Raw genomic sequence first — 22423 nt, 5'->3', positions numbered from 1 at the left:
TCCTGTTCCTCTCGAGACCGAGGTCGACAATGTCTCAGCATGCCGGCGGAGCCTCCGTGCACCGCCCTTCCGACGCCGGGGAGACGTCGGGCGGAGGCCGTGAGGCCTTCTCCGCCCGGAGCGTCTTCATCCTGGCCGCCATCGGCTCCGCTGTGGGCCTGGGAAACATCTGGCGCTACCCGATGGTCGCCTACGAGAGCGGCGGCGGCGCCTTCCTCATCCCCTACCTGGTGGCGCTGACCACGGCAGCCATCCCGCTGCTCTTCCTTGACTACGCCCTGGGCCACAAGTACCGCGGGGCCTCCCCGCTGGCCTTCAAGCGGCTGCGCCGCTGGCTGGAGCCCTTCGGCTGGGTGCAGGTGCTCATGTGCTTCGTCATCGCCACGTACTACGCGGTGGTGCTGGCCTGGGCACTGCGCTACCTCATCTACGCATTCACCAAGGAGTGGGGCCAGGACACCGGCGCCTTCTTCGAGGGTGAGCTGCTGGAGGTCACCGAGATCGGCGCGCTGGGCCACTTCGTCACGCCCACCCTCATCGCCCTGGCTGGCCTGTGGGCCGTCAGCATCGCCATCGTGGTGATCGGCGTGGACAAGGGCATCGGGCTGGTGAACCGCATCTTCCTGCCGCTGCTGATCCTCGTGTTCGGCGCCCTGGTGGTGCGGGCCCTGTTCCTGGAGGGCGCCGCCCAGGGCCTGGACGCCTTCTTCACCCCGGACTGGAACGCCATCAAGGACCCCGACGTCTGGGTGGCGGCCTACGGGCAGGTGTTCTTCAGCACCTCGGTGGCCATCGGTGCCATGCTCACCTACGCCTCCTACCTGCGCCGCAAGACCAACCTGACCGGCTCCGGCCTGGTGGTGGGCTTCTCCAATGCCAGCTTCGAGGTCCTCGCCGGCATCGGTGTGTTCGCCTGCCTGGGCTTCCTGGCCCTGCAGCAGGGTGTGGGCGTCGAGGATGCCGCCGCCGGCGGCCCGGGTCTGACCTTCGTGGTCTTCCCCGCCCTCATCAACGAGATGCCCTTCGGTGCGGTCTTCGGGGTGCTCTTCTTCGGCTGCCTCGTGGTGGCCGGCATCACCTCGCTGATCAGCCTCATGCAGGTGGTCGGTGCGGCGTTCGGTGAGAAGTTCGGCCTCTCGCCGCGCGCGGGCACCCTGCTCACCGGTGTGGTCATGGCCGCGGTGTCGCTGTTCCTGTACGCCCGCAGCACGGCGCTGCACGTGCTCGACGTGACCGACGCCTGGGTCAACAACGTGATCCTGGTGACGGCGGCCGGCCTGATGGCGCTGACCCTGGCCTTCGTGGCCCGGGCCCTGCCGGGGCTGGCTCGCCACCTCAACGCGGTGAGCTCGTTCAAGGTGGGCAAGATCTGGATGCTCTGCGTCGCGGTCATCACCCCGGCCGTGCTGGCCCTGGCCACCTGGCAGAGCGTCAGCAAGCTCATCACCAAGGGCTACCAGTCCGGCACGGACGACGCCGGCAACCCGGTCTACTACCCGTCTGAGTTCATCAACATCTTCGGGTGGGGCATGACCGCAGCCCTGGTGGCGCTGGCCCTGGTGCTCACCGTGGTGCCGTGGATCAAGGAGCACGAGCGGGCCCGCGCCCACGAGCTCGACGAGCACGGCAACGACCTGAACGACACCGCTGGGCACCGTTCGCCCGAGTGCGTGGAAGGAGGCCGTGCATGAGCACCGAGGCCATCATCATGATGATCGCGTACCTCACGGTGATCTGGGGGGCCCTGGCGCTCGCCCTGCGTCACCTGATGGCGCACCCGGACGAGGACTGACGCACCCCGGTCCCCTCCTGGGTGCAGGCACCACGGCGTGAGTGCATCCACCTCCCGGGGTGCACGGCACCGGGCGCGAGGCACCGCTGGGCAGTGGCCCGGCGGCGCCTCGCGCGTGTCTGCGCCCGCCCACCCCGCGCCCGCCCACCCCGCGCCACCCGCCCACCCCGCGCCACCCGCCCACCCCGCGCCAGACTCACTTCACCGCGTCACAGCACGGTGGAGTGGCCCCCGCGCGGAGGCCGGCAGTCCCCCCTTCGCGCCAGACTCACTTCACCGCGTCACAACACGGTGGAGTGGCCCCCGCGCGGAGGGCAGCAGCCGCCGAGCTGGGGTGCCCACGGCGAGAGGCGGGGCGTCACCGCATCGGGCCAGTGTTACTTGACCGCGTCACAGCACGGTGGAGTGAGGCCCGCGCGGGGAAGGGCCGGGGAGGGGGCGCAGGCGAGCAGCACGGGGGAGTGGCGACTCCCGGGTAGGCTCCGGCGCACCTGCCACCCATCGAAGGATCTTCGCCGCCCATGGCCAGCCGACCCGCGCCCGCAGACGCCACGCCTTCCCCCGCAGCCTCCACGTCGCACGCCTCGCGCCCCTCACCGCTGAGCCTGCTGCTGAACCTGGTGCGCGGCTTCCTCATCGGCATGGCAGAGCTCGTGCCCGGGGTCTCCGGAGGGACGGTCGCCCTGGTCACGGGGGTCTACGACGAGCTGATCGACTCCGCCGCCCACGCCGTCTCCGCGGTCAAGCGCCTCGTGCTGGGGCCCGACCGGTGGAAGGGCTTCACCACCGAGCTGCGCCGCAGCAACTGGGCCCTGCTCGTCCCGGTGCTCATCGGCATGGCCTCGGCGGTCCTCCTTGCCGCTGGCGCGATGGCGGCCTTCGTGGTGGACCACCCGGAACACGCCCGCGGTCTCTTCCTGGGCCTGGTGGCCGCCTCCATCGCCGTGCCCCTCCTCATGGCACGCGACAGCCGCCGATCCGATGAGGTGAGCGGCCAGCCCGTGCTGGGCGCCGTGCCCTCGGTGCTGCTGGTGGTGGCCGCTGCGGTGGTCAGCTTCCTGCTCATGCAGCTGGCCGGGGGCGGGGGCAGCCTGGAGCCCAACCTGATGGTGGTCTTCCTCGCCGCTGCCGTGGCGATCTGCGCCCTGGTGGTGCCCGGCGTCTCCGGGTCCTTCTTCCTGCTGGCCATCGGCCTGTACGCCCCCACCATGTCCGCCATCGACGAGCGCAACCTGGGCTACATCGCCGTCTTCGGCCTGGGCGCGATGCTGGGCCTCGCCTCGTTCGTGCAGGTGCTCCGCTACCTGCTGAGCCGCCACCGCTACGTGACGCTGTTGGTCATGACGGGGCTGATGATCGGCTCGCTGCGCGCCCTGTGGCCCTGGCAGGCCGTCGAGGGCGAGCACGACACCGGCGCCCTGCTGGCTCCCGGGGAGCCCCTGGTCGGTCCGCTCCTGCTGGCGCTCCTGGGCGCCCTGGTGGTGGCCGGCCTGGTGGTGGTCGAGCGCCGCTTCGGTGGCGGGCCCGAGCGTGGAACCATGGGGGCATGAACGCCACGCAGCACGACGCCGTCGACATCATCCGCACCAAGCGCGATGGGGGGCGCCTCTCCGACGACCAGATCGACTGGGTCATCGACGCCTACACCCGCGGGGACGTGGCCGACGAGCAGATGTCGGCCCTGGCCATGGCCATCTACCTCAACGGCATGGAGCCCGAGGAGATCGCCCGCTGGACCCAGGCCATGATCGCCTCGGGGGAGCGCATGGACTTCTCCGCCCTCAGCCGCCCCACGGCCGACAAGCACTCCACCGGCGGGGTGGGCGACAAGATCACCCTCCCGCTGGCCCCCCTCGTGGCTGCCTGCGGGGTGGCCGTGCCGCAGCTCTCCGGCCGCGGGCTGGGCCACACCGGCGGCACCCTGGACAAGCTCGAGGCCATTCCTGGGTGGCAGGCCGACCTCTCCAACGAGGCGATGATGCAGCAGCTCGAGGACGTGGGCGCCGTCATCTGCGCCGCGGGCGCGGGCCTGGCCCCGGCGGACAAGAAGCTCTACGCCCTGCGCGACGTGACGGGCACCGTGGAGGCGCTGCCCCTCATCGCGAGCTCGATCATGTCCAAGAAGATCGCCGAGGGCACCGGCGCCCTGGTGCTGGACGTCAAGGTGGGCTCCGGCGCGTTCATGAAGACCGAGGCCGATGCCCGCGCGCTGGCCGAGCGCATGGTGGCCCTGGGCGATGCGGCGGGCGTCACCACCGTCGCCCTGCTCACCGACATGTCCGCCCCGCTGGGCCGCACCGCCGGCAACGGGCTGGAGGTCATCGAGTCCGTGGAGGTGCTCTCCGGTGGGGGACCGGCCGACGTCCGCGAGCTGACCATCGCGCTGGCCCGCGAGATGGTGCTCGCCTCGGGCATCGAGGGGGCCGATGAGGTGGACGTCGCCCAGGTGCTCGACTCCGGGAAGGCGCTGGAGGTCTGGAAGCAGATGATCGCCGCCCAGGGTGGTGACGCCGAGGCCGAGCTGGCGCTGGGGGAGCACACCGCCGAGGTGACTGCCGAGACCAGCGGCGTGATCACCGAGATGGACGCCTACAAGGTGGGCGTGGCCGCGTGGCGCCTGGGTGCGGGCCGCGCGCGCAAGGAGGACCCGGTGCAGGCCGGGGCGGGCGTGCGCTGGCACGCGGGCGTCGGCGAGCGGGTGGAGGCCGGCCAGGTGCTCTTCACCTGCTACACCGAGACCGCCGAGCGCCTGCAGCGCGGAGTGGAGACGCTCGCCGGCGCCGTCACCATCGATGAGGTCGCCGAGCCCTTCGAGCGCACCCTGGTGATCGACCGCATCACGGCCTGAGCGCAGAGCCGGGGCTCAGTACAGGCTGTCCGGCTCCGGGGTGTCCAGGGCGTCGGCGGGCTCCGGCACCACCAGGGTGCCGGCGGCCAGGCGCTCGCGGGCCTCGGCCAGCAGCCCGGCGGTGGAGCTGGTGCCGATGCGGGTGACGCCCTCGGCCAGCATGGCCAGCAGGGTGTCCACGTCGCGCACGCCGCCGGAGGCCTTCACCTGCACCGACTCGGCGGTGTTCTGCCGCATCAGGCGCACGTCCGGCAGCGTGGCACCGCCGCCGGCGAACCCGGTGGAGGTCTTCACGAAGTCCGCCCCCGCAGCCTCGGAGGCCTGGCAGGCGGCCTTCTTCTGCGCGTCGTCCAGCAGGGCGGTCTCGAAGATCACCTTCACCGGCACGTCCTGGGCGTGGCCGGCGGTGACCACGGCCGCGATGTCCTCGCGCACCGCATCGTTCTCGCCGCTGCGCAGGCGGCCGATGTTGAGCACCATGTCCAGCTCGGTGGCGCCGTCGGCCATGGCCTGCTCGGCCTCGGCCACCTTGGCGGCGGTGGAGGTGGTGCCGTGGGGGAAGCCGATGACGGTGCACACCGTGGTGCGGCTGGGCTCCCCGTCGCCCTCACCGGCGCCGGAGGCCGTGGTGGCGGCGATGGTCTCGGCGGCGAGGCGGATGTCGCTGGGCCGCACGCACACGCTGAACGCGTTGAGGGCCGCCACCTCGGCGACACCGGCGCGGACGTCCTCGGTGGTCAGCTCGGGCTTGAGCAGGGCGTGGTCGAACAGGTCGGCGACCTGCTGGAGGGTGAGCTCGGTACCGGGCGCGAAGCGTGCAGTCATGCGCGCCAGCCTACTGCCGTCAGGCGTCGCGGCCCGCTCCCCATCGGACCGCCGCGGTGCGCTCCCCGGCGCGTGGCGACATCACGCGGGCGCCCAGCGTGCGCTGCTGGGCCACGAACTCCGGCTCGGTGCGCCGCAGGCGGTTGCCGCGCTCCCAGAGCACCGCGGGGGGCTTGCGCCGCTCGGCCAGGTCGCGCGCGAGACGGCGCGAGAAGGTCACCCACGGCCCGGCCGTGATGCACCAGGCGGCGGCGAGCAGACCGTTCTCCTGCAGGCGCCCCACCAGGTGGGCGGCGAAGATCCCCTCGGCCACGATGAGGGGCGCCTCCGCCCGTTCGATGAGGCGGTGGCCGACCACCGAGGAGCTCGAGATGTCGTAGGTGGGCACGTCCACCCGCCCGTGGGTGGCCAGGGCGTGCAGGCCGGCGACGGCCGCGTCCGCGTCCCAGGTGCCCACGTGGTCCCAGTCGACCAGGCCGTCGGGGCGCAGCGGCAGCCCCTCGGCATCGTGGGGGTGGTAGTAGTCGTCCAGGGGGACCACGGGCCAGCCGTGGGTCTGCCCGAGCCGCCGCGCGAGGCGGGTCTTCCCCGCTCCGCTGGGGCCGGTGAGCAGGAGCACCCGGGCGCCGGTCTCCGGCTGCGGGTCCGCGGGGCGGTCCGGGGAGGGTGCGGCGGGGGGAACGTCGGCCATGAGGGATGATCCTACGTGCGCAGGAAGGGCACCAGGCCCCGTGCGCTCCTCTGTCCCCGACCCCCACGGAGTCCCCTCGATGTCCTCCCACCCGACCGGTGCCGACCCCACGGCCGAGAGCGTCGACGGCGCGGTGGGCGCCGGCCGCCCCGCACAGGTCGTCCACCCCAAGAAGGCCCGCATCCTGGCCGTCATCTCGTGGCTGCTGGCGGTGTGCTTCATCGTGCTCGCGCTGGTCACGCGGCCGATGTCCTGGGTGACGGTGTGGCTGGCCATCGCGGGCTCGGCGCTGGCCTGGGTGCTCATCTGGCGCCCCCGCATCACCTTGGATCCGTACGGGCTCACCATCGTGAACCCCGTCCGCACCACCACCGTGCCGTGGCAGCGGATGCGTCGGGTGGGCTCGCGCTGGAGCCTCGAGGTGGAGTCCGAGAAGGGCATGCACCGCGCGTGGGCGGTGGGCTCGTCCTTCAGGGACCCGTCCGGACTGGACCACTCGGCGGACGTCACCGGGCTGGGCCTGCTGCGCCCCGAGGACGCCCGGCGCCGTGGGCAGGACCCGGACGCCCCGCCCGCGGCGACCCTGCCGGAGGACCTCCAGCACGTGGCCAGCACGGTGCGCGGCGCGCGTGACGCACATGCCGACGCCCTGACCGATGGGGTCATCGAGGCCGATCCGACGCCGACGCGTACCCGCATCGAGCCGCTGCCGGCCGCGGCGTTCGCGGTGGGCCTGCTGCTGCCGCTGCTGGTCTGGGCCCTCTGAGGGCAGGCCTCACAGGGCGGTGAGGCGCTCCATCTCCTCGCGGACGCCCGCGAGCCGCTGACGGGCCAGGTGCTTGGCGCGGGGCAGGTCGCCCTTCTCCACCGGCACCACCACCTCGAGGTAGACCTTCACCTTCGGCTCGGTGCCCGACGGGCGCACGATCACCCGGGTGTCGTCGGCCAGGACCCAGCGCAGCCCCTCGGTGGGCGGCAACCCGTTCCACCCCTGGGCGAGATCGTCCTCCTCGACCACCTGCGAGCCGCCCAGGGTCGACGGCGGCTCCTCGCGCAGGCGGGTCATGACGGTGGCGATCTGCTCGAGCTCGTCCACGCGGATGCTGAACGAGTCGGTGGCGTGCACGCCGTGCTCCAGGGCCAGGTCGTCCAGCACCTCCAGCACGGTCCGCGTCCGCGAGCCGGACCGCAGGCGGGCCACGAGGTCGGCCACCATCAGGGCCGCGCTCACACCGTCCTTGTCCTTCACGTGCTCGGGGTCCACGCAGTAGCCCAGGGCCTCCTCGTAGCCGAAGGCCAGGTTCTCCACACGCCCGATCCACTTGAAGCCGGTGAGGGTCTCGACGTGCTCCACACCGGCGGCCGCCGCCATCCGCGAGAGCAGGCGCGAGCTGACGATCGAGTTCGCGAACACGGCACCCTCGGGAAGGCCACCGGTCTCGGCCGCGCGGCGCAGGATGTGTGCGCCCAGCAGCGCCCCCACCTCGTCACCGCGCAGCATCCGCCAGCCCACCGGGTCCTGGGGGGTGATGGCGTCGGGGTCGGGGACAGCCACCGCGCACCGGTCGGCGTCCGGGTCGTTGGCGAGCACGATGTCCGGCTGCACGCGGGCGGCCAGCGCCAGGGCCTCGTCCATCGCCCCGGCCTCCTCCGGGTTGGGGAAGTCCACGGTGGGGAAGTCCGGGTCGGGCTCGGCCTGGGAGCCCACGGTCTTGGGGCTGGAGAAGCCGGCCTGCTCGAAGGCCTGGACCACCAGGTCGTTGCCCACACCGTGCAGGGAGGTGTGCACCACCGAGAGCTGCTTGGGGCCGCTGGGGTCCACCACGCTGCAGGCGGCCTTCAGGTAGGCCTCGCGCACGTCGTCGGTGGCGGTCAGCCAGCCGGACTCCGCCCGCGGCACCGAGGCCACCGTCTCCACGGCGGCGATGTGCTCGGCGATCTGCGCGTCCACCGGCGAGACGATCTGGCTGCCGTCGCCCAGGTACACCTTGTACCCGTTGTCCTGCGGCGGGTTGTGCGATGCGGTGACCATCACCCCCGCATCGGCACCGGTGTGGCGGATGGCGAAGGCCAGCACCGGGGTGGGCAGCGCCTCGGGCAGGACGATGGCGTTGCCGCCGGCGCCCACCACCACGGCGGCGGTGTCCAGGGCGAAGTCGTGGCTGCGGTGCCGGGCGTCGTAGCCGATCACCACGGTGGGGGAGGCCACCGGGTCGCTCTCGCGCTGCTGCAGCCACCGCACGATGCCCGCCGCGGCGCGGATGACCACGGAGCGGTTCATGCGGTTGGGCCCGGCCCCGATGGCGCCGCGCAGGCCCGCGGTGCCGAACTCCAGCGTGCCGGCGAAGCGATCGGCGAGGTCGGCGTGGTCGGCGTCCTCACCGGTCAGCGCGTCCAGCACCCCCTGCAGCTCGGTCCGGGTCTCCTCGTCGGGATCGTCGTCCAGCCAGGTCCGGGCACGGTCCAGCAGGTCCTGCGGTGCGGGGGTCGGCTCCACGGTGGTCTCCGTTCGGTGGTGGGCGCTGAGGGTGCCCGGTGGTGCTGGCGGGATCGGTACGGGGCGGGGGTGACGGGAGGGGGGGCGGGATCAGAGGCGGGGAACGATGCCGGCGAGCAGCTCACCGCATCGGGAAGAGGCGGCCTGACCGGCCTCGATGACCTCGGTGTGGCTCAGGGGGTTCTCGCTGATGCCGGCCGCGGCGTTGGTGACCAGCGACAGGCCCAGCACGGACATGCCGGCCTCCCGGGCGGCGATGGCCTCCAGCGTGGTGGACATGCCCACCAGGTCGCCCCCGATGGCCTTGGCCATGCGCACCTCGGCGGGGGTCTCGTAGTGCGGCCCGCGGAACTGCACGTACACGCCCTCCTCCAGGCTGGCGTCCACGGTGCGGGCCACCTGTCGCAGGTGCGGGGTGTACAGGTCGGTGAGGTCCACGAAGGTGGCGCCCTCCAGCGGGGAGTGCGCGGTGAGGTTGATGTGGTCGGCGATCAGCACCGGGGTGCCGGGGGCCCACTCGGGGCGCAGGCCGCCGCACCCGTTGGTGAGCACCATGGTGTCGCATCCCGCGGCGGCGGCGGTGCGGACCGTGTGCACCACCGGGCGCACCCCGTGGCCCTCGTAGAAGTGGGTGCGGCTGCCGAAGACCAGCACGTGGCGGGTGCGGCCGTCGTGGCCCTCGACGGCGAACGAGCGCATCACGCTGGAGTGGCCCTCAACAGCCGGAGGCGGGAAGCCGGTGACCTCGGACTGGTCGAAGGAGGCCACCGGGTCGCCCAGCAGGTCGGCCGCCCGGCCCCATCCGGAGCCGAGGGTCAGGGCGATGTCGTGGCGCTCCACGCCGGAGAGCCGGGCGACGTCCGCGGCTGCCTGCCGAGCCACCTCCCGGGGGTCGGTGGCCGGGTCGTCGAAGGGGCTGGTCGCGTTGGGGTTGAGCACGCGCCCAGCCTAACGACTTCGCGCCCGCCTGCAGTGGTTGGATGGACCCATGCTGGACAACTCTCCTGAGGTCATCATCATCGGCGGCGGCCCCGGTGGGTACGAGGCCGCCCTCACGGCTGCCGCGGCCGGTGCCCGCGTCAGCCTGGTGGAGGACACCGGTGTGGGTGGCGCCTCGGTGCTCACCGACTGCGTGCCCTCCAAGACGCTGATCGCCACGGCCGAGTTCCGCCAGCGCTTCGAGTACGCCGGACGGATGGGGGTGGGCTTCGCCGAGGACGACGGCGACCCGTCCACCAAGGAACCGGTGCGCCACGGGGTGGAGGCCCACATCGACCTGGGCGCGGCGAACCGTCGTGTGATGGACCTGGCGTCGGCCCAGTCGGCCGACATCGCGAGCTCGTTGACCGAGGCGGGGGTCACCGTCATCGAGGGGCGGGGTCGGTTGCTGGGCCGCGACTACGTGGAGGTCGAGCGCCCCGACGGCTCCCGGGAGCCGCTGCGGGCGGACACCGTGCTGCTGGCCACGGGCGCCTCGCCGCGCGTGCTGCCCACGGCCCAGCCCGACGGCGAGCGCATCCTCACCTGGCAGCAGGTCTGGGACCTCACCTCGCTGCCCAGCAAGGTGGTGGTGGTGGGTTCGGGCGTGACCGGTGCCGAGCTGGCCCACGCCTACCTGGGCCTGGGGTGCGAGGTCGTGCTGGTCTCCTCGCGCGACAGGGTGCTGCCGGGCGAGGACGCCGATGCCGCCGAGGTGCTGGAGGAGGTCTTCCGCGAGCGGGGCATGCAGGTGATGAACGGCGCGCGCGCCGACTCCGTGACCCGCGAGGGTGACGAGGTGCTGGTCACGCTCACCGACGGCCGCACCGTCACCGGATCGCACTGCATCATGGCCGTGGGGTCGGTGCCCAACACCGAGGACCTGGGCCTGTCCGAGGCCGGGGTGCAGACCTCGGAGTCGGGGCACATCCTGGTGGACAAGGTCTCGCGCACCTCCGCGCGGGGCATCTATGCCGCGGGTGACTGCACCGCCGTGCTGCCACTGGCCTCGGTGGCCGCGATGCAGGGGCGCATCGCGATGAGCCACGCGCTGGGCGACGCGGTGGCCCCGTTGCGGCTCGGTGGCGTGAGCTCCAACATCTTCACCGATCCGGAGATCGCCACGGTCGGCTTCGGAGCCAAGGAGCAGCGTGAGGGTGCCGTGGGCGTCAACGAGATCATGTTGCCGCTGGCCGCCAACCCGCGGGCCAAGATGCGCAACCTGCACCACGGATTCGTCAAGCTGTTCGCCACCCAGGGCTCCGACGTGGTCGTCGGGGGTGTGGTGGTGGCCCCGCAGGCCTCCGAGCTCATCTACCCGGTGGCCCTGGCCGTGCAGAACCGGTTGACGGTCGACCAGGTCACCAGCACGTTCACCGTCTATCCCTCGATGACGGGCAGCATCGCCGAGGCGGCCCGGCGCCTGCACTCGCGCGACGAGGACTGACCCGTGTCCGGGATCCGGTGGCGGTGGGCCAGGACCGGTGCGGTCCTGGCCGCGGCGGTGCTCGCGACCACGGGGTGTGACGACGAGGACGTACCGGGGACGGACCCCGCCCCCGGTGCGACCTCCCCGAGTGGGTCGCGGGCCGAGGGCCGGTGCACGGATCCCACGGTGGCGAACACGGCGTGCGGCCCCTTCCAGAGTCTGCGCGGCACGAGCCCCGAGGGTGAGGAGATGGATCTCTCCGGAGTGGTGGAGCTGAGCGCCACCGGGGGACTCGACGGCGACACCCCGACCCTGGTGGTGCGGCACGAGGACTGCGCGGTGTGGAACGTGGGGCTCCGGATCGACGGCGACCGGTGGGTCCCTGACCAGTCGGACCGCGAGGAGGTCGCGATGGTCTGCCCCGAGCCCCCTGCCTCCCGTGCCTGGGTGGAGGAGGTCGTGAACGGCCCGTTCACGGTGGGCCCGGCCCCCGAGGGGCAGTGGCTGCTGGAGTCAGGGGACGCCTCGATCCTCCTGACCAACGACTCCACGCGCCTGGAGCTGCCGGCCGGCTGAGGGCGAACGGCTCGGCGAGCAGAACCGTACGGAGCTCGTGAGGGCGACCGTCAGCAGGCGGTCCACAGACGAGGAGGACCCCACCGCGGTGGTGGGGTCCTCCTCATCGGCCCTTCGGCGCGCGGGGCGCCGTCCGGGGCTCAGCTCACTCGGCGTCCTTGATCTCGCAGATCACGGCGCCGTTGTTGACGGTCTCGCCGACGGCGGCCTTGAAGCCGGTCACCACACCGGCCTTGTGGGCCTTGATGGGCTGCTCCATCTTCATGGCCTCGAGCACGACCACCTGGTCACCCTCGGCCACGGTGGCGCCCTCCTCCACGGCCACCTTCACGATGGTGCCCTGCATCGGGGCCGTCACGGCGTCGCCGGAGGCCGCGGCCGCGCCACCACCGGAGCGGGAGCGCTTCGGGGGCTTCTTCCGGCCGGCGGCCGCGCCACCGCCACCACCGAGGGCGAGGTCGCCGGGCAGGCTCACGGCCATGCGGCGGCCGTTGACCTCCACCATGATCTCCTGGCGCGGGGCCTTCTCCTCGGCCTCGGCCGTCTCCCCGGCGTAGGGCTCGATGGTGTTCTCGAACTCGGTCTCGATCCAGCGGGTGTGCACGCTGAACGGCTGCTCCGGGTCCGCCGGGGCGAAGGCCTCGTCACGCACCACGGCGCGGTGGAAGGGCAGCACGGTGGGCATGCCGTCCACCACGAACTCGTCCAGGGCACGGCGGGAGCGCTCGATGGCCTCGGCGCGCGTACGGCCGGTGACGATCAGCTTGGCGAGCATGGAGTCGAAGGCACCGGCCACCGCATCGCCCTCGACCATGCCGGAGTCCACGCGGACGCCCGGGCCCAGCGGAGGGCGGAAGGTGGAGGCGGTGCCGGGGGAGGGCATGAAGTTCAGGCCCGCGTCCTCGGAGTTGATGCGGAACTCGATGGAGTGACCGCGCACCTCCGGGTCGTCGTAGCCCAGCTCCTCGCCGGCGGCGATGCGGAACTGCTCGCGCACCAGGTCGATGCCGGTGACCTCCTCGGTGACCGGGTGCTCCACCTGCAGGCGGGTGTTCACCTCGAGGAAGCTGATGGTGCCGTCGGTGCCGATGAGGTACTCGCAGGTACCCGCACCCACGTAGCCGGCGGCCTTGAGGATGTCCTTGGAGGCGCGGCGCAGCTCGGCGTCCTGCTCCGGGGTCACGAAGGGGGCCGGGGCCTCCTCCACCAGCTTCTGGTTGCGGCGCTGCAGCGAGCAGTCACGGGTGCTCACCACCACGACGTTGCCGTGGGCGTCGGCCAGGCACTGGGTCTCCACGTGGCGGGGGGCGTCCAGGAAGCGCTCCACGAAGCACTCGCCACGACCGAAGGCCGCCACGGCCTCGCGGACGGCGGAGTCGTACAGCTCGGGGATCTCCTCGCGGGTGCGGGCCACCTTCAGGCCGCGGCCACCGCCGCCGTAGGCCGCCTTGATGGCCACGGGCAGGCCGTGCTCGTCCGCGAAGGCCAGCACCTCGTCGGCGCTCTCGACCGGGTCCTTGGTGCCGGGCACCAGGGGGGCGTTCGCCGCATCGGCGATGTGGCGGGCCTTCACCTTGTCGCCGAGGGAGTCGATGGCCGAGGGAGGCGGGCCGATCCAGGTGAGGCCGGCGTCCATGACGGCCTGGGCGAAGTCGGCGTTCTCGGAGAGGAAGCCGTAGCCGGGGTGGACGGCGTCGGCGCCGGCCTGCTGGGCGACCTCCAGGAGCTTCTCCACCACCAGGTAGGACTCGCCGGGGGTGTTGCCCCCGATGGAGTAGGCCTCGTCGGCCACCTTGGTGTGGAGGGCATCGCGGTCGGCGTCGGCGTAGACGGCGATGGAACGGATGCCCGCGTCAGCGCAGGCGCGGGCGATGCGGACGGCGATCTCGCCACGGTTGGCGATCAGCACGGAGGTCACAGGAGCCATGCGGGGCACTCTAACGTGATGCCCGCCACCGCTGGTGTCCACACCGGCCAGCGGGGGTGCCGGAACCGCGCGGGGCTCACCTGACCGTGTTGTGGCGCGGTGGAGTAAGCACAGCGCGATGGGGTCACGCCTCGCCCAGGTGCCGGGCTGGGGGTGCTGGCTGCTCAGCCTGCGGAAGTTGGCTCCGCGGGGGAGTTACTTGACCGTGCTGTAGCGCGGTGGAGTGTGTCTGGCGCGAAGGGTGGGGTGCTGGGCCCGCGGGGGAGTTACTTGACCGTGCTGTAGCGCGGTGGAGTGAGTCTGCGGCGAAGGGGAGCGCGCGGCCCCGGGCACCGGCGTCCGTGCGTGATGCACGCTGTACCCCATGGACCGCCCCGCGCAGCAGCCCCGCATCGTGCACACCGCCCAGGCCCTGGTGGACGAGGTGTTCCACGTCCCGGCCCTGCCTGAGCTGGGCGGCAACGTCATGGCCTCCTCCGCCGCCCAGTACGCCGGCGGCGCGGTCACCACGCTGGTCGCCGCCCGCCGGCAGGGCGCCGCCGCGGTGCACGCCGGCAGCATCGGCACCGGCTGGCGCGGCGACCTGGTGCGCGAGGCGCTGCACGCTGCGGACGTGCCGGCCACTGCCCCCACCGTGCGGGACGCCGACACCGGCACCTGCGTGGTGATCGTCGACGCCCGGGCCGAGCGCACCTTCATCACCACCCAGGGCGCCGAGCGGCAGGTGACGGCGGCCTCGTTCGCCACCAGCGAGCCCGCCCCCGGCGACATCGTGTGCGTCTCGGGGTACACCCTGCTCGACCCCACCCGTGAGCCCCTGCTGGAGTTCCTCGCCGGCCTGCCGCGGGGCGTCGGCGTGTGCGTGGACCCCGGTGCCGTCCTCGCCGGCCTGGCCGCCCCCGACCGCCAGGCCGTGCTCGCCGCCACCACGGTGTGGACCTCCAACCTCGCCGAGGCCCGGGCCCTGACCGGCGCGCAGCACGACTCGATGGGGGAGGCCGCCGCCGGGGTGGCCGCTCACCTCATCGATGCGGGGGCGCCGGTGGAGGCCGTCGTCGTCCGCGATGGGGAGAAGGGGTGCGCCGTCGTGGAGGTCACCGGTGGCACCGCCGGGGCCGCGCAGGACGTGCCGGGCTTCCCCCAGGACGCGGTGGACACCAACGGCGCGGGGGACACCCACTGCGGGGCCATGCTGGCCGAGCACCTGCGGGGCCAGCACGACTGGGTGGCGGCCTGCCGGCGGGGCAACGCCGCATCGGCCATCACCGTCACCCGCCCCGGCCCGGACACCGCTCCCGGGCGCGAGGAGACCGACGCCTTCCTGGAGGGCCGGTCCTGAGGCGGGGCGGGCCTCGACCACGCGCGGGAGCACCTATGCTCTGACGTGGTGTGACCCGAACCACCGACCCCCGACGCCGATCCCGATGGCGCGGGAGCGTCGCGCGGGTCCCTCAGACCACCGACGTCACGAAAGGCCCTGCGCATGTTCGAGCTGACCAAGGACCACGAGGACTTCCGCCAGGTCGTCCGCCAGTTCGCCGAGGCGGAAGTGGCCCCGCACGTGGAGAAGTGGGACGCGGAGTCGCACTTCCCGACCGAGCTGATCCCCAAGATGGGTGAGCTGGGCCTGTTCGGTCTCGTGGTGCCCGAGGAGTACGGCGGCGCCGGCATGGCCGAGGAGGGTGCGTTCACCTACCTGTGCCTCGCGATCGAGGAGCTCGGCCGGGTGGACCAGTCCATCGGCATCACCCTGTCCGCGGGCGTGGGCCTGGGCATCAACCCGATCCTCACCTACGGCAACGAGGAGCAGAAGCAGCAGTGGCTGCCCGACCTCGTGGCCGGCAACGCCTTGGCCGGGTTCGGTCTGACCGAGCCCGATGCGGGGTCGGACGCCTCCGGGACCCGCACCAAGGCCACGCTGGAGAACGGCGAGTGGGTCATCAACGGCGCCAAGTCGTTCATCACCAACTCGGGCACCGACATCACCAGCTGCGTCACCGTGACCGCCCGCACCGGCACCCGCGAGAACGGCAAGCCGGAGATCAGCGCCATCATCGTGCCCTCGGGCACCCCGGGCTTCACCGTGGAGCCGGCCTACCGCAAGCTCGGCTGGCACATCTCCGACACCCACGGCCTGACCTTCGAGAACTGCCGGGTGCCGGAGGCCAATCTGCTGGGTGGGGTGGGCGAGGGCTACAAGCAGTTCCTCAAGACCCTCGATGACGGTCGCATCGCCATCTCGGCGCTCGCCGTGGGCCTGGCGCAGGCCTGCCTGGAGCAGACCACCGAGTACGCCAAGACCCGCACCGCGTTCGGCAAGCCGATCGGCGCCTACCAGGGCGTGTCCTTCCAGGTGGCCGACCTGCAGGTGATGGTGGAGGCCGCCCGCGTGCTCACGTACAAGGCCGCCTGGCTGAAGGACGAGCAGGAGGCCGGCCGCCGTTCCGTGGCCGAGGTCAAGAAGGCCGCCGCCATCGCCAAGCTGTACTCCACCGAGGCCGCGGTGACGGCCACCCGCATCGCCACCCAGGTGTTCGGTGGCAACGGCTTCATGGAGGAGTACCCGGTGGCCCGTTTCTACCGCGACGCCAAGATCCTGGAGATCGGCGAGGGCACCAGCGAGGTGCAGCGCATGCTGATCGCCCGCGGTCTGGGTCTGGAGGCCTGAGCAGACGATGACGACCACCACCAGCGCAGCCGACACCCCCGGTGTGAAGCCCTTCGCGGAGCCCACCCCCGGCGGCGACGAGACCGTGGCCGACGTCCGGGGCCGGCTGAACGCCGCCCACGAGGCCTCCGCCGCGCCCACCGAGAAGGCCAGGGCCAAGCTCGAGTCGCAGAACAAGATGTACGTGCGCGACCGCATCGCGCTGCTCTTCGATGAGGGGTCGTTCGTGGAGGACGGCCGCTACGCCAACGCGATGGCCACCGGTCTGCCCGCCGATGGCGTGGTCACCGGGCGCGGCACCGTGGACGGCCGCCCCGCCATCGTGATCGCCAACGACCCCACCGTGAAGGCGGGCTCCTGGGGTGCGCGCACGGTGGAGAAGATCGTGCGCGCCACGGAGATGGCGCTGCGCGAGGAGCTGCCGGTCTTCTGGTTCGTGGACTCCGCCGGCGCCCGCATCACCGACCAGGTGGAGCTGTTCCCGGGCCGTCGCGGCGCGGGCAGGATCTTCCACAACCAGGTGGCTCTCTCGGGCAAGGTCCCGCAGATCTGCTGCCTGTTCGGTCCCAGCGCCGCCGGTGGTGCCTACATCCCCAGCTTCACCGACGTGGTGATCATGGTGGAGGGCAACGCCTCGATGTACCTGGGCAGCCCCCGCATGGCCGAGATGGTGGTGGGGGAGAAGGTCTCGCTGGAGGAGATGGGTGGTGCGCGCATGCACTGCACCGTCTCCGGTGTGGGTGACATCCTCGTGCAGGACGACGCCGAGGCCATCGAGACGGCGCGGATGTACTTCTCGTACGTGCCGCAGAACTGGCAGACGCCGCTGGAGCCGTACGTGGCCGAGGAGCCGGCGGAGCCGCTGACGCGCACGACGGTGCCGGAGGTGGAGAGCCTGCCGTTCGACATCCACGAGGTCATCGACGGCCTGGTGGACGACGACTCGTTCTTCGAGATCAAGGAGCTGTTCGCCCCGGAGCTGGTCATCGGCTTCGCCCGCATGGACGGCCGCACGGTCGGTGTGGTGGCCAACAACTCGGCCGCCAAGGGTGGGGTGCTGTTCACGGACTCCGCGGACAAGGCCTCGCGCTTCATCTGGCTGTGTGACGCCTACTCGATCCCGCTGCTGTACCTGGTGGACGTGCCGGGCTTCATGATCGGCTCGGAGGTGGAGCGCGGCGGCATCATCCGCCACGGCGCCAAGATGGTCTCGGCCGTCTCGAGCGCGACGGTGCCGCAGTTCTGCATCGTGGTCCGGAAGGCCTACGGGGCCGGCCTGTACGCGATGGGGGGACCGGGCTTCGCGCCCGACGCCACCCTGGCGCTGCCCACCGGCCGCATCGCGGTGATGGGGCCCGAGGCCGCCGTGAACGCGGTGTACGCCAACAAGATCGCCGAGATCGAGGCCGAGCAGGGCACCGAGGCGCGTGATGCCTTCGTGACCCAGATGCGTGAGGAGTACGTCAAGGACGTGGACCTCGAGCGTCTGGCGAGCGACCTGGTGATCGACGGCATCATCGAGGCCGACGCGCTGCGCGACGAGCTGTTGAAGCGGCTGGAGTTCGCCCGGAACCGGGAGCGTCTGTTCTCCACGCGCCGCCGGGACATCCCGCCGGTCTGATCCAGCCATCGTGCGGCTGCACAGGCCGCGATGCCGGAACCCCCGTCGCCCCTCCTGGGGCGGCGGGGGTTCCGTCGTCAGTACGTCCGATGAGGTCGTGTCGGGCGCGTGCAGGTCACTGACCGGACTGCGCCAGGAGTGCCTCGGCCACGGCGGGGCAGTCCAGCGGCACGCCCTGCTGGGGGTCCGCCGCCTCCTGGTTGTCCTGCGGCTGGATCGCCCAGACCTCGCCGTCCACGACCGCCAGGTGGTCCTTCGTGCCCGGGTCGCCCACCACCTCGGCCAGGCCGGGGCCGTGGAGGGCGATCCAGGGCCCGTCCCACTCCGGGACGTCGAAGGTCCGGGCGTCCCGTGGCGCCTGCGCGCACTCCTTCAGCGCGTCAAGGGTGGCGGGGTCCGTGACGGTCAGGGGACTGTCGTCCTGGGGTGTCTGGCCACGGACCGGCCCCTCGGCGTACACCGTGGCGTGGAGCGGGACCTCCTGGGAGCACCCGGCCACTGCCGCGCTGGCCAACAGGGCGCTCCCCACCAGGGCGACGCGGGCGGAACTCCCGCGATGCATCCTCATCTGGTTCCAGCTCCTGTCGGCCGGTCCTGCAGTGTGGAGAACCACGATAGCCACCCCGAGCACCTCCTGCTGTGCGACCGCCACGAGCCCTTGGACGGCCCGGTGGGAGGACGACGCGTCCACCGTCAGCGCCCCTCGCCCAGCCTCTGCTCCAGGGAGTCGGTCCACACTTTCACGGCCGACCAGAGCAGCATCGTGCACACCGCCATGACCCCCGCGGCGAGGGGGTCGTCCACGAGGAGCTGGTACCCGCCCCAGAACAGCAGGCCGTCCACCACGGCGGTGGCCGCAGCGGTGGGCCGGGGGCCGAGGCCCCACGCCGCCGCGAGCACCTTGAGCGCCAGTCCCACCGCGGAGCTGAGGAGGGCCAGCCCGGCCAGTCCCAGCATCAGCAGCGGGATGACCTGGGTCATGGGGGCGACGAAGGGCACCCCCAGGGCGCGGGCCACCAGCACCACCCCCAGCGTGGGGGCGGCCAGTGCGATGAGGAGGAGCACCGACGTGCCGCACCCCTCACCCGAGTTGTGCTGGGGCTCCACGGGGCTCCTCCCTCTGCCGCGACGGTCCGACCGGCCCACCCTGTCATCCGTGGGGCCCGCGCCAGGAGGGACCCGGGTGGCAGTTAGGGTGACCTCACTCAACCGAGGAGACCTGCATGACTGCCCCCGCCCCGTCCGACCGTCCCGCGCGTCCCCACCGGCCCACCCGCACCGTGGAGGTGGAGTCGACCCAGTGGCTCTCCCCGGAGATGGTGCGGGTCTGGTTCACCGGACAGGGCGTGGACGAGCTGCCGGAGCTGGAGCACACCGACCACTACGTGAAGTTCCTCTTCCCCGCCGAGGGGGCCAGCTACTCCCACCCGGTCGATGCCGATGCGGTGCAGGCCGAGCTGCCGCGCGACCAGTGGCCGGTGACGCGCACCTACACGATCCGGTCGGTCGAGGGCGGGCGCATGGCGGTCGACTTCGTGGCGCACGGCGACCAGGGCCTGGCCGGTCCGTGGGCGGCCGCTGCGCAGCCGGGGGACCGCATCAGCTTCCGGGGCCCGGGCGGCGCGTGGGGACCCACCGCCGGCGCGCACCACCTCCTGGCGGGCGACGAGTCGGCCGTCCCGGCCATCGCGGCGGCGCTCGACCGCATCGTGGCCGCCGGGGGGACGGCGCAGGTGTTCGTGGAGTACTCCGGGCGGGAGGCGATGGTGGAGCTCCCCGCGGGCGAGGGCATCACCGTGCACCCGGTGCTGCGCGACGGAGCGGGCCACGGCCACGCCCTGGCCCACGCCGTGCGCCAGCAGGGTGAGCTGCCGCAGGGGGTGCAGGTCTTCGTGCACGGGGTGGCCGAGATGGTCAAGGAGCTGCGTCGCCACCTGTTCGTGGAGCAGGGGCTGGCCAAGGATGCGGTGTCCATCTCCGGGTACTGGCGCACCGGCTGCACCGAGGACCAGTGGCAGGCCGGAAAGCGCGAGTTCATGGCCCAGGTGGAGGCCGAGGAGGCCTCCGCGCAGGCAGGGTGAAGGGCCTGCATTCTGGGCGGGGTGAAAACCCTTCGGGGCGCAGGAGTTTCAATGGTTGAGGATGGACAACCCCCGGGGGCGGTCCTACGGTGACCTGAGTCACACACCTCGTCCTAGGAGTTCACGTGCGTCGCTCGACTCGTTCCCTGGCCGCCCTCTGCTGCGGCATTGCCCTGGCCACCGTCGCTCCCGGGGTGGGCACCGCTGCCCCTGCCACGGCCGTGCCCTGGAGCCCCGGCTTCTACGACACCCCGGCCGCGCTGCCCGACGCCCCGGGCGTGGTGATGAGGGCCGAGAAGCTCACCTACGTGCTCGACCCCGCCGATGCGGCCTCGGTGAGCTTCCGCTCCACCCGCATCCTGTACACCTCCACCGACAGCCACGGCGAGATCGTGCCCGTCAGCGGTGCCGTGTACGTGCCGACCACCGCGTGGCGCGGCAAGGGGGAGCGCCCCATCGTGGCCATCGCGCCGGGCACCCAGGGGATGGACGACCGGTGTGCGCCCTCGCGGGCGTCCGCGGAGGGCCTGTCCTACGAGATGCTGGCCGCCGGGTACGCGGTCGCCATGACCGACTACGAGGGCCTCGGCACCGAGGGTGACCACCCCTACGTGGTGCGCCAGAGCGCGGCCCACTCCCTGCTCGACGTCGTGCGCGCCGCCCAGGACGGGGACTTCGGGCTCTCGGCGAACGCCCCGGTCGGGCTGACCGGCTACAGCCAGGGCGGCACGGCCGCCGCCGCAGCGGCCGAGGAGTGGGACGAGTACGCCCCCGAGCTGCGCCTCAAGGGCGTGGTGGCCGGGGCGCCGGCCGCAGACCTCAACGTGGTGGCCGACAACCTCGACAAGGGGCTCTACAGCGAGCTGCTCTGGTACGCCCTCGCCGGCACCTCGTCCGACTCTGGGGTCGACCTGGGCCGGGTGCTCAACGAGAAGGGTGTGGCCAAGGTGGAGGGCGCCCACGGCTCGTGCATCCCGGACGCCATCACCCGCGGCTTCTCCGACTCTCGCCAGTTCACCCGCAGCGGCGTCAGCATCCCCTCCCTGCTGCGTACCGACCCGGAGCTCCGCGCCGTCGCGGAGACCCAGAAGCTGGGCAAGGAGGCGCCCCAGGTGCCCACCCTGGTGGTGCACTCCTACCTCGATGACGTGCTGCCCTACAAGCAGGCCCGGCAGATGGCCTCGGACTGGTGCGACGGGGGCGCCACCGTGCAGATGTACTCCACGATGGTGCCCAGCCACGTCGGCGGCATGCTCCCCACCATCCCGAACGAGATGGGCTTCTTCGCCAGCCGTTTCGCCGGCCACAACGCGATCAACTCCTGCTGGCGCCTCTGAGCCGAGAGGTTCACGGGGCCCCGCACCGTTCGCTCGGTGCGGGGCCCTTCTCGATGGGGTGACGGCACCCGTCCCGCTGGGGGACCGGTGCCCCGTCACTCAGCCCCAGAGCTCGTGGATGCCGATGCCGGCCGCGGCCAGCAGCTCGCGCAGCAGCGAGAGCGACAGCCCCTGCACGGCGCTGGGGTCGCCCTCCACACGGGTGATGAACGGAGCGCCGTGTCCCTCGAGGGTGAACGCCCCGGCCACGTGCAGCGGCTCGCCGGTGGCCACGTAGGCCTCGATCTCCGCATCGGACAGCTCGGCAAAGGTCAGCTCGGTGGAGGCCACGGCGCCCAGCGTCGCTCCGGAGCCGGCCTCGCCCTCGGGGTCGGTGTCGCGCAGGTCGATCAGCCAGTGGCCGGTGTGCAGCGTGCCGGTGCGCCCCCGCATCGAGCGCCAGCGCTCCGCGGCCACCTCGGGGGTGCCGGGCTTGCCGTGCACGTCCCCGTCGAGCTCCAGCACCGAGTCGCAGCCGATGACGACCTCGGCCGTGGCGTCCTCGGCCAGCTCCGATGCGGCGGCCTCACACTTGGCGCGCGCGAGCACCAGCGCCACCTCATCGGGGGTGAAGGGCTCGCCGGCGGCCTCCTGGGCGCGCGCGAGCTCGGCGCCCTCGTCCACCCCGGAGACATGGACGCGGGGCTCGATGCCGGCGGCGCCCAGCAGTGCGAAGCGGGAGGGGGACTGGCTGGCGAGCACCAGCCGGTGCCCGGGGCGGGTCGGCCCGGAGTCGGGGGTCACCGCGCTCATGCGGACTTCACCATGGTCAGCAGGAAGTGGCACGGCTCGGTGGCGACCACGGCGTGCGGCACCGAGGCGGCCAGGTTCACCACGTCACCGGGGGCCATGGCATGCGTCTCGCCGCCGACGGTGAACTCCATGGCCCCGGAGGCCACGGTGATGACGATGCGGAAGGGCGCCTTGTGCTCGGTGAGGCCCTCTCCGGCATCGAGGGCGAAGTGCACGGTGCGCACCGCGTCGTCGTCCACCAGGGTGGTGGCGCGCACCTTCCCCGGCTCGATGGGGTGGTCGGTCACCACGGAGGTGACGACGGGGGACTGCTCGGAGGTCGGTGCGGAGCGGCTCATGGTCCGAGGCTATCGGCCGGGGC

At 72.4% G+C, this 22423-nt stretch carries 21 protein-coding genes; 12 read left to right on the top strand and 9 right to left on the bottom strand.

Features of this window, described 5'->3' with window-relative positions; all coding sequences use genetic code 11:
• Positions 1-56 precede the first annotated feature (56 nt).
• From ACEY2A_RS06685 to ACEY2A_RS06670, 4 genes are all read left to right on the top strand, one after another.
• Positions 57-1691: a sodium-dependent transporter gene (locus ACEY2A_RS06685; protein WP_374927822.1), complete on the top strand. Its 1635-nt coding sequence runs from the start codon at positions 57-59 to the stop codon at positions 1689-1691.
• Positions 1688-1792: a methionine/alanine import family NSS transporter small subunit gene (locus ACEY2A_RS06680; RefSeq protein ID WP_374927821.1), complete on the top strand. Its 105-nt coding sequence runs from the start codon at positions 1688-1690 to the stop codon at positions 1790-1792. Before ACEY2A_RS06685 ends, ACEY2A_RS06680 begins: the two co-directional genes overlap by 4 nt.
• Before the next feature lie 521 nt (positions 1793-2313).
• Complete coding sequence (locus tag ACEY2A_RS06675; protein WP_374927820.1) at positions 2314-3342, top strand: DUF368 domain-containing protein; 1029 nt, start codon at positions 2314-2316, stop codon at positions 3340-3342.
• A complete protein-coding gene (locus tag ACEY2A_RS06670; RefSeq protein ID WP_374927819.1) occupies positions 3339-4640 on the top strand; it encodes a thymidine phosphorylase in 1302 nt (433 codons plus the stop codon). Before ACEY2A_RS06675 ends, ACEY2A_RS06670 begins: the two co-directional genes overlap by 4 nt.
• A gap of 15 nt (positions 4641-4655) precedes the next feature.
• Here ACEY2A_RS06670 and deoC read toward each other — a convergent pair whose 3' ends face one another.
• A complete protein-coding gene (gene deoC, locus ACEY2A_RS06665; RefSeq protein ID WP_374927818.1) occupies positions 4656-5465 on the bottom strand; it encodes a deoxyribose-phosphate aldolase in 810 nt (269 codons plus the stop codon).
• Between the two features lie 19 nt (positions 5466-5484).
• Entirely contained in the window at positions 5485-6156 is a 672-nt protein-coding gene (locus tag ACEY2A_RS06660) for a uridine kinase (protein ID WP_374927817.1), read from the bottom strand.
• 79 nt (positions 6157-6235) lie between these two features.
• Here ACEY2A_RS06660 and ACEY2A_RS06655 point away from each other — a divergent pair, with 79 nt between their 5' ends.
• Entirely contained in the window at positions 6236-6922 is a 687-nt protein-coding gene (locus ACEY2A_RS06655) for a PH domain-containing protein (RefSeq protein ID WP_374927816.1), read from the top strand.
• 9 nt (positions 6923-6931) lie between these two features.
• Here ACEY2A_RS06655 and ACEY2A_RS06650 read toward each other — a convergent pair whose 3' ends face one another.
• Together ACEY2A_RS06650 and ACEY2A_RS06645 are read right to left on the bottom strand one after the other, a co-directional pair.
• A complete protein-coding gene (locus tag ACEY2A_RS06650) occupies positions 6932-8653 on the bottom strand; it encodes a phospho-sugar mutase (protein WP_374927815.1) in 1722 nt (573 codons plus the stop codon).
• A gap of 90 nt (positions 8654-8743) precedes the next feature.
• Positions 8744-9592, bottom strand: coding sequence for a purine-nucleoside phosphorylase (locus tag ACEY2A_RS06645; RefSeq protein WP_374927814.1), 849 nt, complete (start codon positions 9590-9592; stop codon positions 8744-8746).
• Positions 9593-9641: 49 nt separating this feature from the next.
• Here ACEY2A_RS06645 and ACEY2A_RS06640 point away from each other — a divergent pair, with 49 nt between their 5' ends.
• Together ACEY2A_RS06640 and ACEY2A_RS06635 are read left to right on the top strand one after the other, a co-directional pair.
• Positions 9642-11078 carry an NAD(P)H-quinone dehydrogenase gene (locus ACEY2A_RS06640; protein ID WP_374927813.1) on the top strand — a complete coding sequence of 479 codons (1437 nt, stop codon included), beginning with the start codon at positions 9642-9644 and terminating at the stop codon, positions 11076-11078.
• 231 nt (positions 11079-11309) lie between these two features.
• On the top strand, positions 11310-11636 hold the full coding sequence (locus ACEY2A_RS06635; protein WP_374927812.1) for a hypothetical protein: 327 nt from the start codon (positions 11310-11312) through the stop codon (positions 11634-11636).
• 145 nt (positions 11637-11781) lie between these two features.
• On the opposite strand, the gene ACEY2A_RS06630 is transcribed toward ACEY2A_RS06635, so the two are convergent.
• Complete coding sequence (locus ACEY2A_RS06630; protein ID WP_374927811.1) at positions 11782-13563, bottom strand: biotin carboxylase N-terminal domain-containing protein; 1782 nt, start codon at positions 13561-13563, stop codon at positions 11782-11784.
• A gap of 364 nt (positions 13564-13927) precedes the next feature.
• Between ACEY2A_RS06630 and ACEY2A_RS06625 the strand changes: the two genes are divergently transcribed.
• The 3 genes from ACEY2A_RS06625 (at position 13928) to ACEY2A_RS06615 (ending at position 17852) form a co-directional block, all read left to right on the top strand.
• Positions 13928-14902 (top strand): PfkB family carbohydrate kinase, encoded by a 975-nt coding sequence (locus ACEY2A_RS06625; protein WP_374927810.1) that lies wholly within the window; start codon positions 13928-13930, stop codon positions 14900-14902.
• Between the two features lie 144 nt (positions 14903-15046).
• Positions 15047-16231, top strand: coding sequence for an acyl-CoA dehydrogenase family protein (locus tag ACEY2A_RS06620; RefSeq protein ID WP_374927809.1), 1185 nt, complete (start codon positions 15047-15049; stop codon positions 16229-16231).
• A gap of 7 nt (positions 16232-16238) precedes the next feature.
• Positions 16239-17852, top strand: a complete 1614-nt coding sequence (locus ACEY2A_RS06615; protein ID WP_374927808.1) for an acyl-CoA carboxylase subunit beta — start codon at positions 16239-16241, stop codon at positions 17850-17852.
• Positions 17853-17967: 115 nt separating this feature from the next.
• On the opposite strand, the gene ACEY2A_RS06610 is transcribed toward ACEY2A_RS06615, so the two are convergent.
• Positions 17968-18420, bottom strand: coding sequence for a hypothetical protein (locus ACEY2A_RS06610; protein WP_374927807.1), 453 nt, complete (start codon positions 18418-18420; stop codon positions 17968-17970).
• Between the two features lie 125 nt (positions 18421-18545).
• Positions 18546-18959 carry a hypothetical protein gene (locus ACEY2A_RS06605; RefSeq protein WP_374927806.1) on the bottom strand — a complete coding sequence of 138 codons (414 nt, stop codon included), beginning with the start codon at positions 18957-18959 and terminating at the stop codon, positions 18546-18548.
• Positions 18960-19075: 116 nt separating this feature from the next.
• On the opposite strand from ACEY2A_RS06605, the gene ACEY2A_RS06600 reads away from it, so the two are divergent.
• Positions 19076-19933 carry a siderophore-interacting protein gene (locus ACEY2A_RS06600; protein ID WP_374927805.1) on the top strand — a complete coding sequence of 286 codons (858 nt, stop codon included), beginning with the start codon at positions 19076-19078 and terminating at the stop codon, positions 19931-19933.
• 125 nt (positions 19934-20058) lie between these two features.
• Positions 20059-21270, top strand: coding sequence for a lipase family protein (locus tag ACEY2A_RS06595; protein ID WP_374927804.1), 1212 nt, complete (start codon positions 20059-20061; stop codon positions 21268-21270).
• 99 nt (positions 21271-21369) lie between these two features.
• Here the strand turns inward: ACEY2A_RS06595 and ACEY2A_RS06590 are convergent, their stop codons facing one another.
• On the bottom strand, positions 21370-22062 hold the full coding sequence (locus ACEY2A_RS06590) for a Maf family protein (protein ID WP_374927803.1): 693 nt from the start codon (positions 22060-22062) through the stop codon (positions 21370-21372).
• A complete protein-coding gene (locus ACEY2A_RS06585; protein ID WP_374927802.1) occupies positions 22059-22400 on the bottom strand; it encodes a cupin domain-containing protein in 342 nt (113 codons plus the stop codon). The genes ACEY2A_RS06590 and ACEY2A_RS06585 overlap by 4 nt, the downstream gene beginning before the upstream one ends.
• Positions 22401-22423: the final 23 nt, after the last annotated feature.

The organism is Kytococcus sedentarius (assembly GCF_041937525.1).
GTDB lineage: Bacteria > Actinomycetota > Actinomycetes > Actinomycetales > Dermatophilaceae > Kytococcus > Kytococcus sedentarius_A.
Note: the sequence above shows the minus strand (reverse complement) of the source record. Positions and strands in the feature narration are given on the sequence as shown.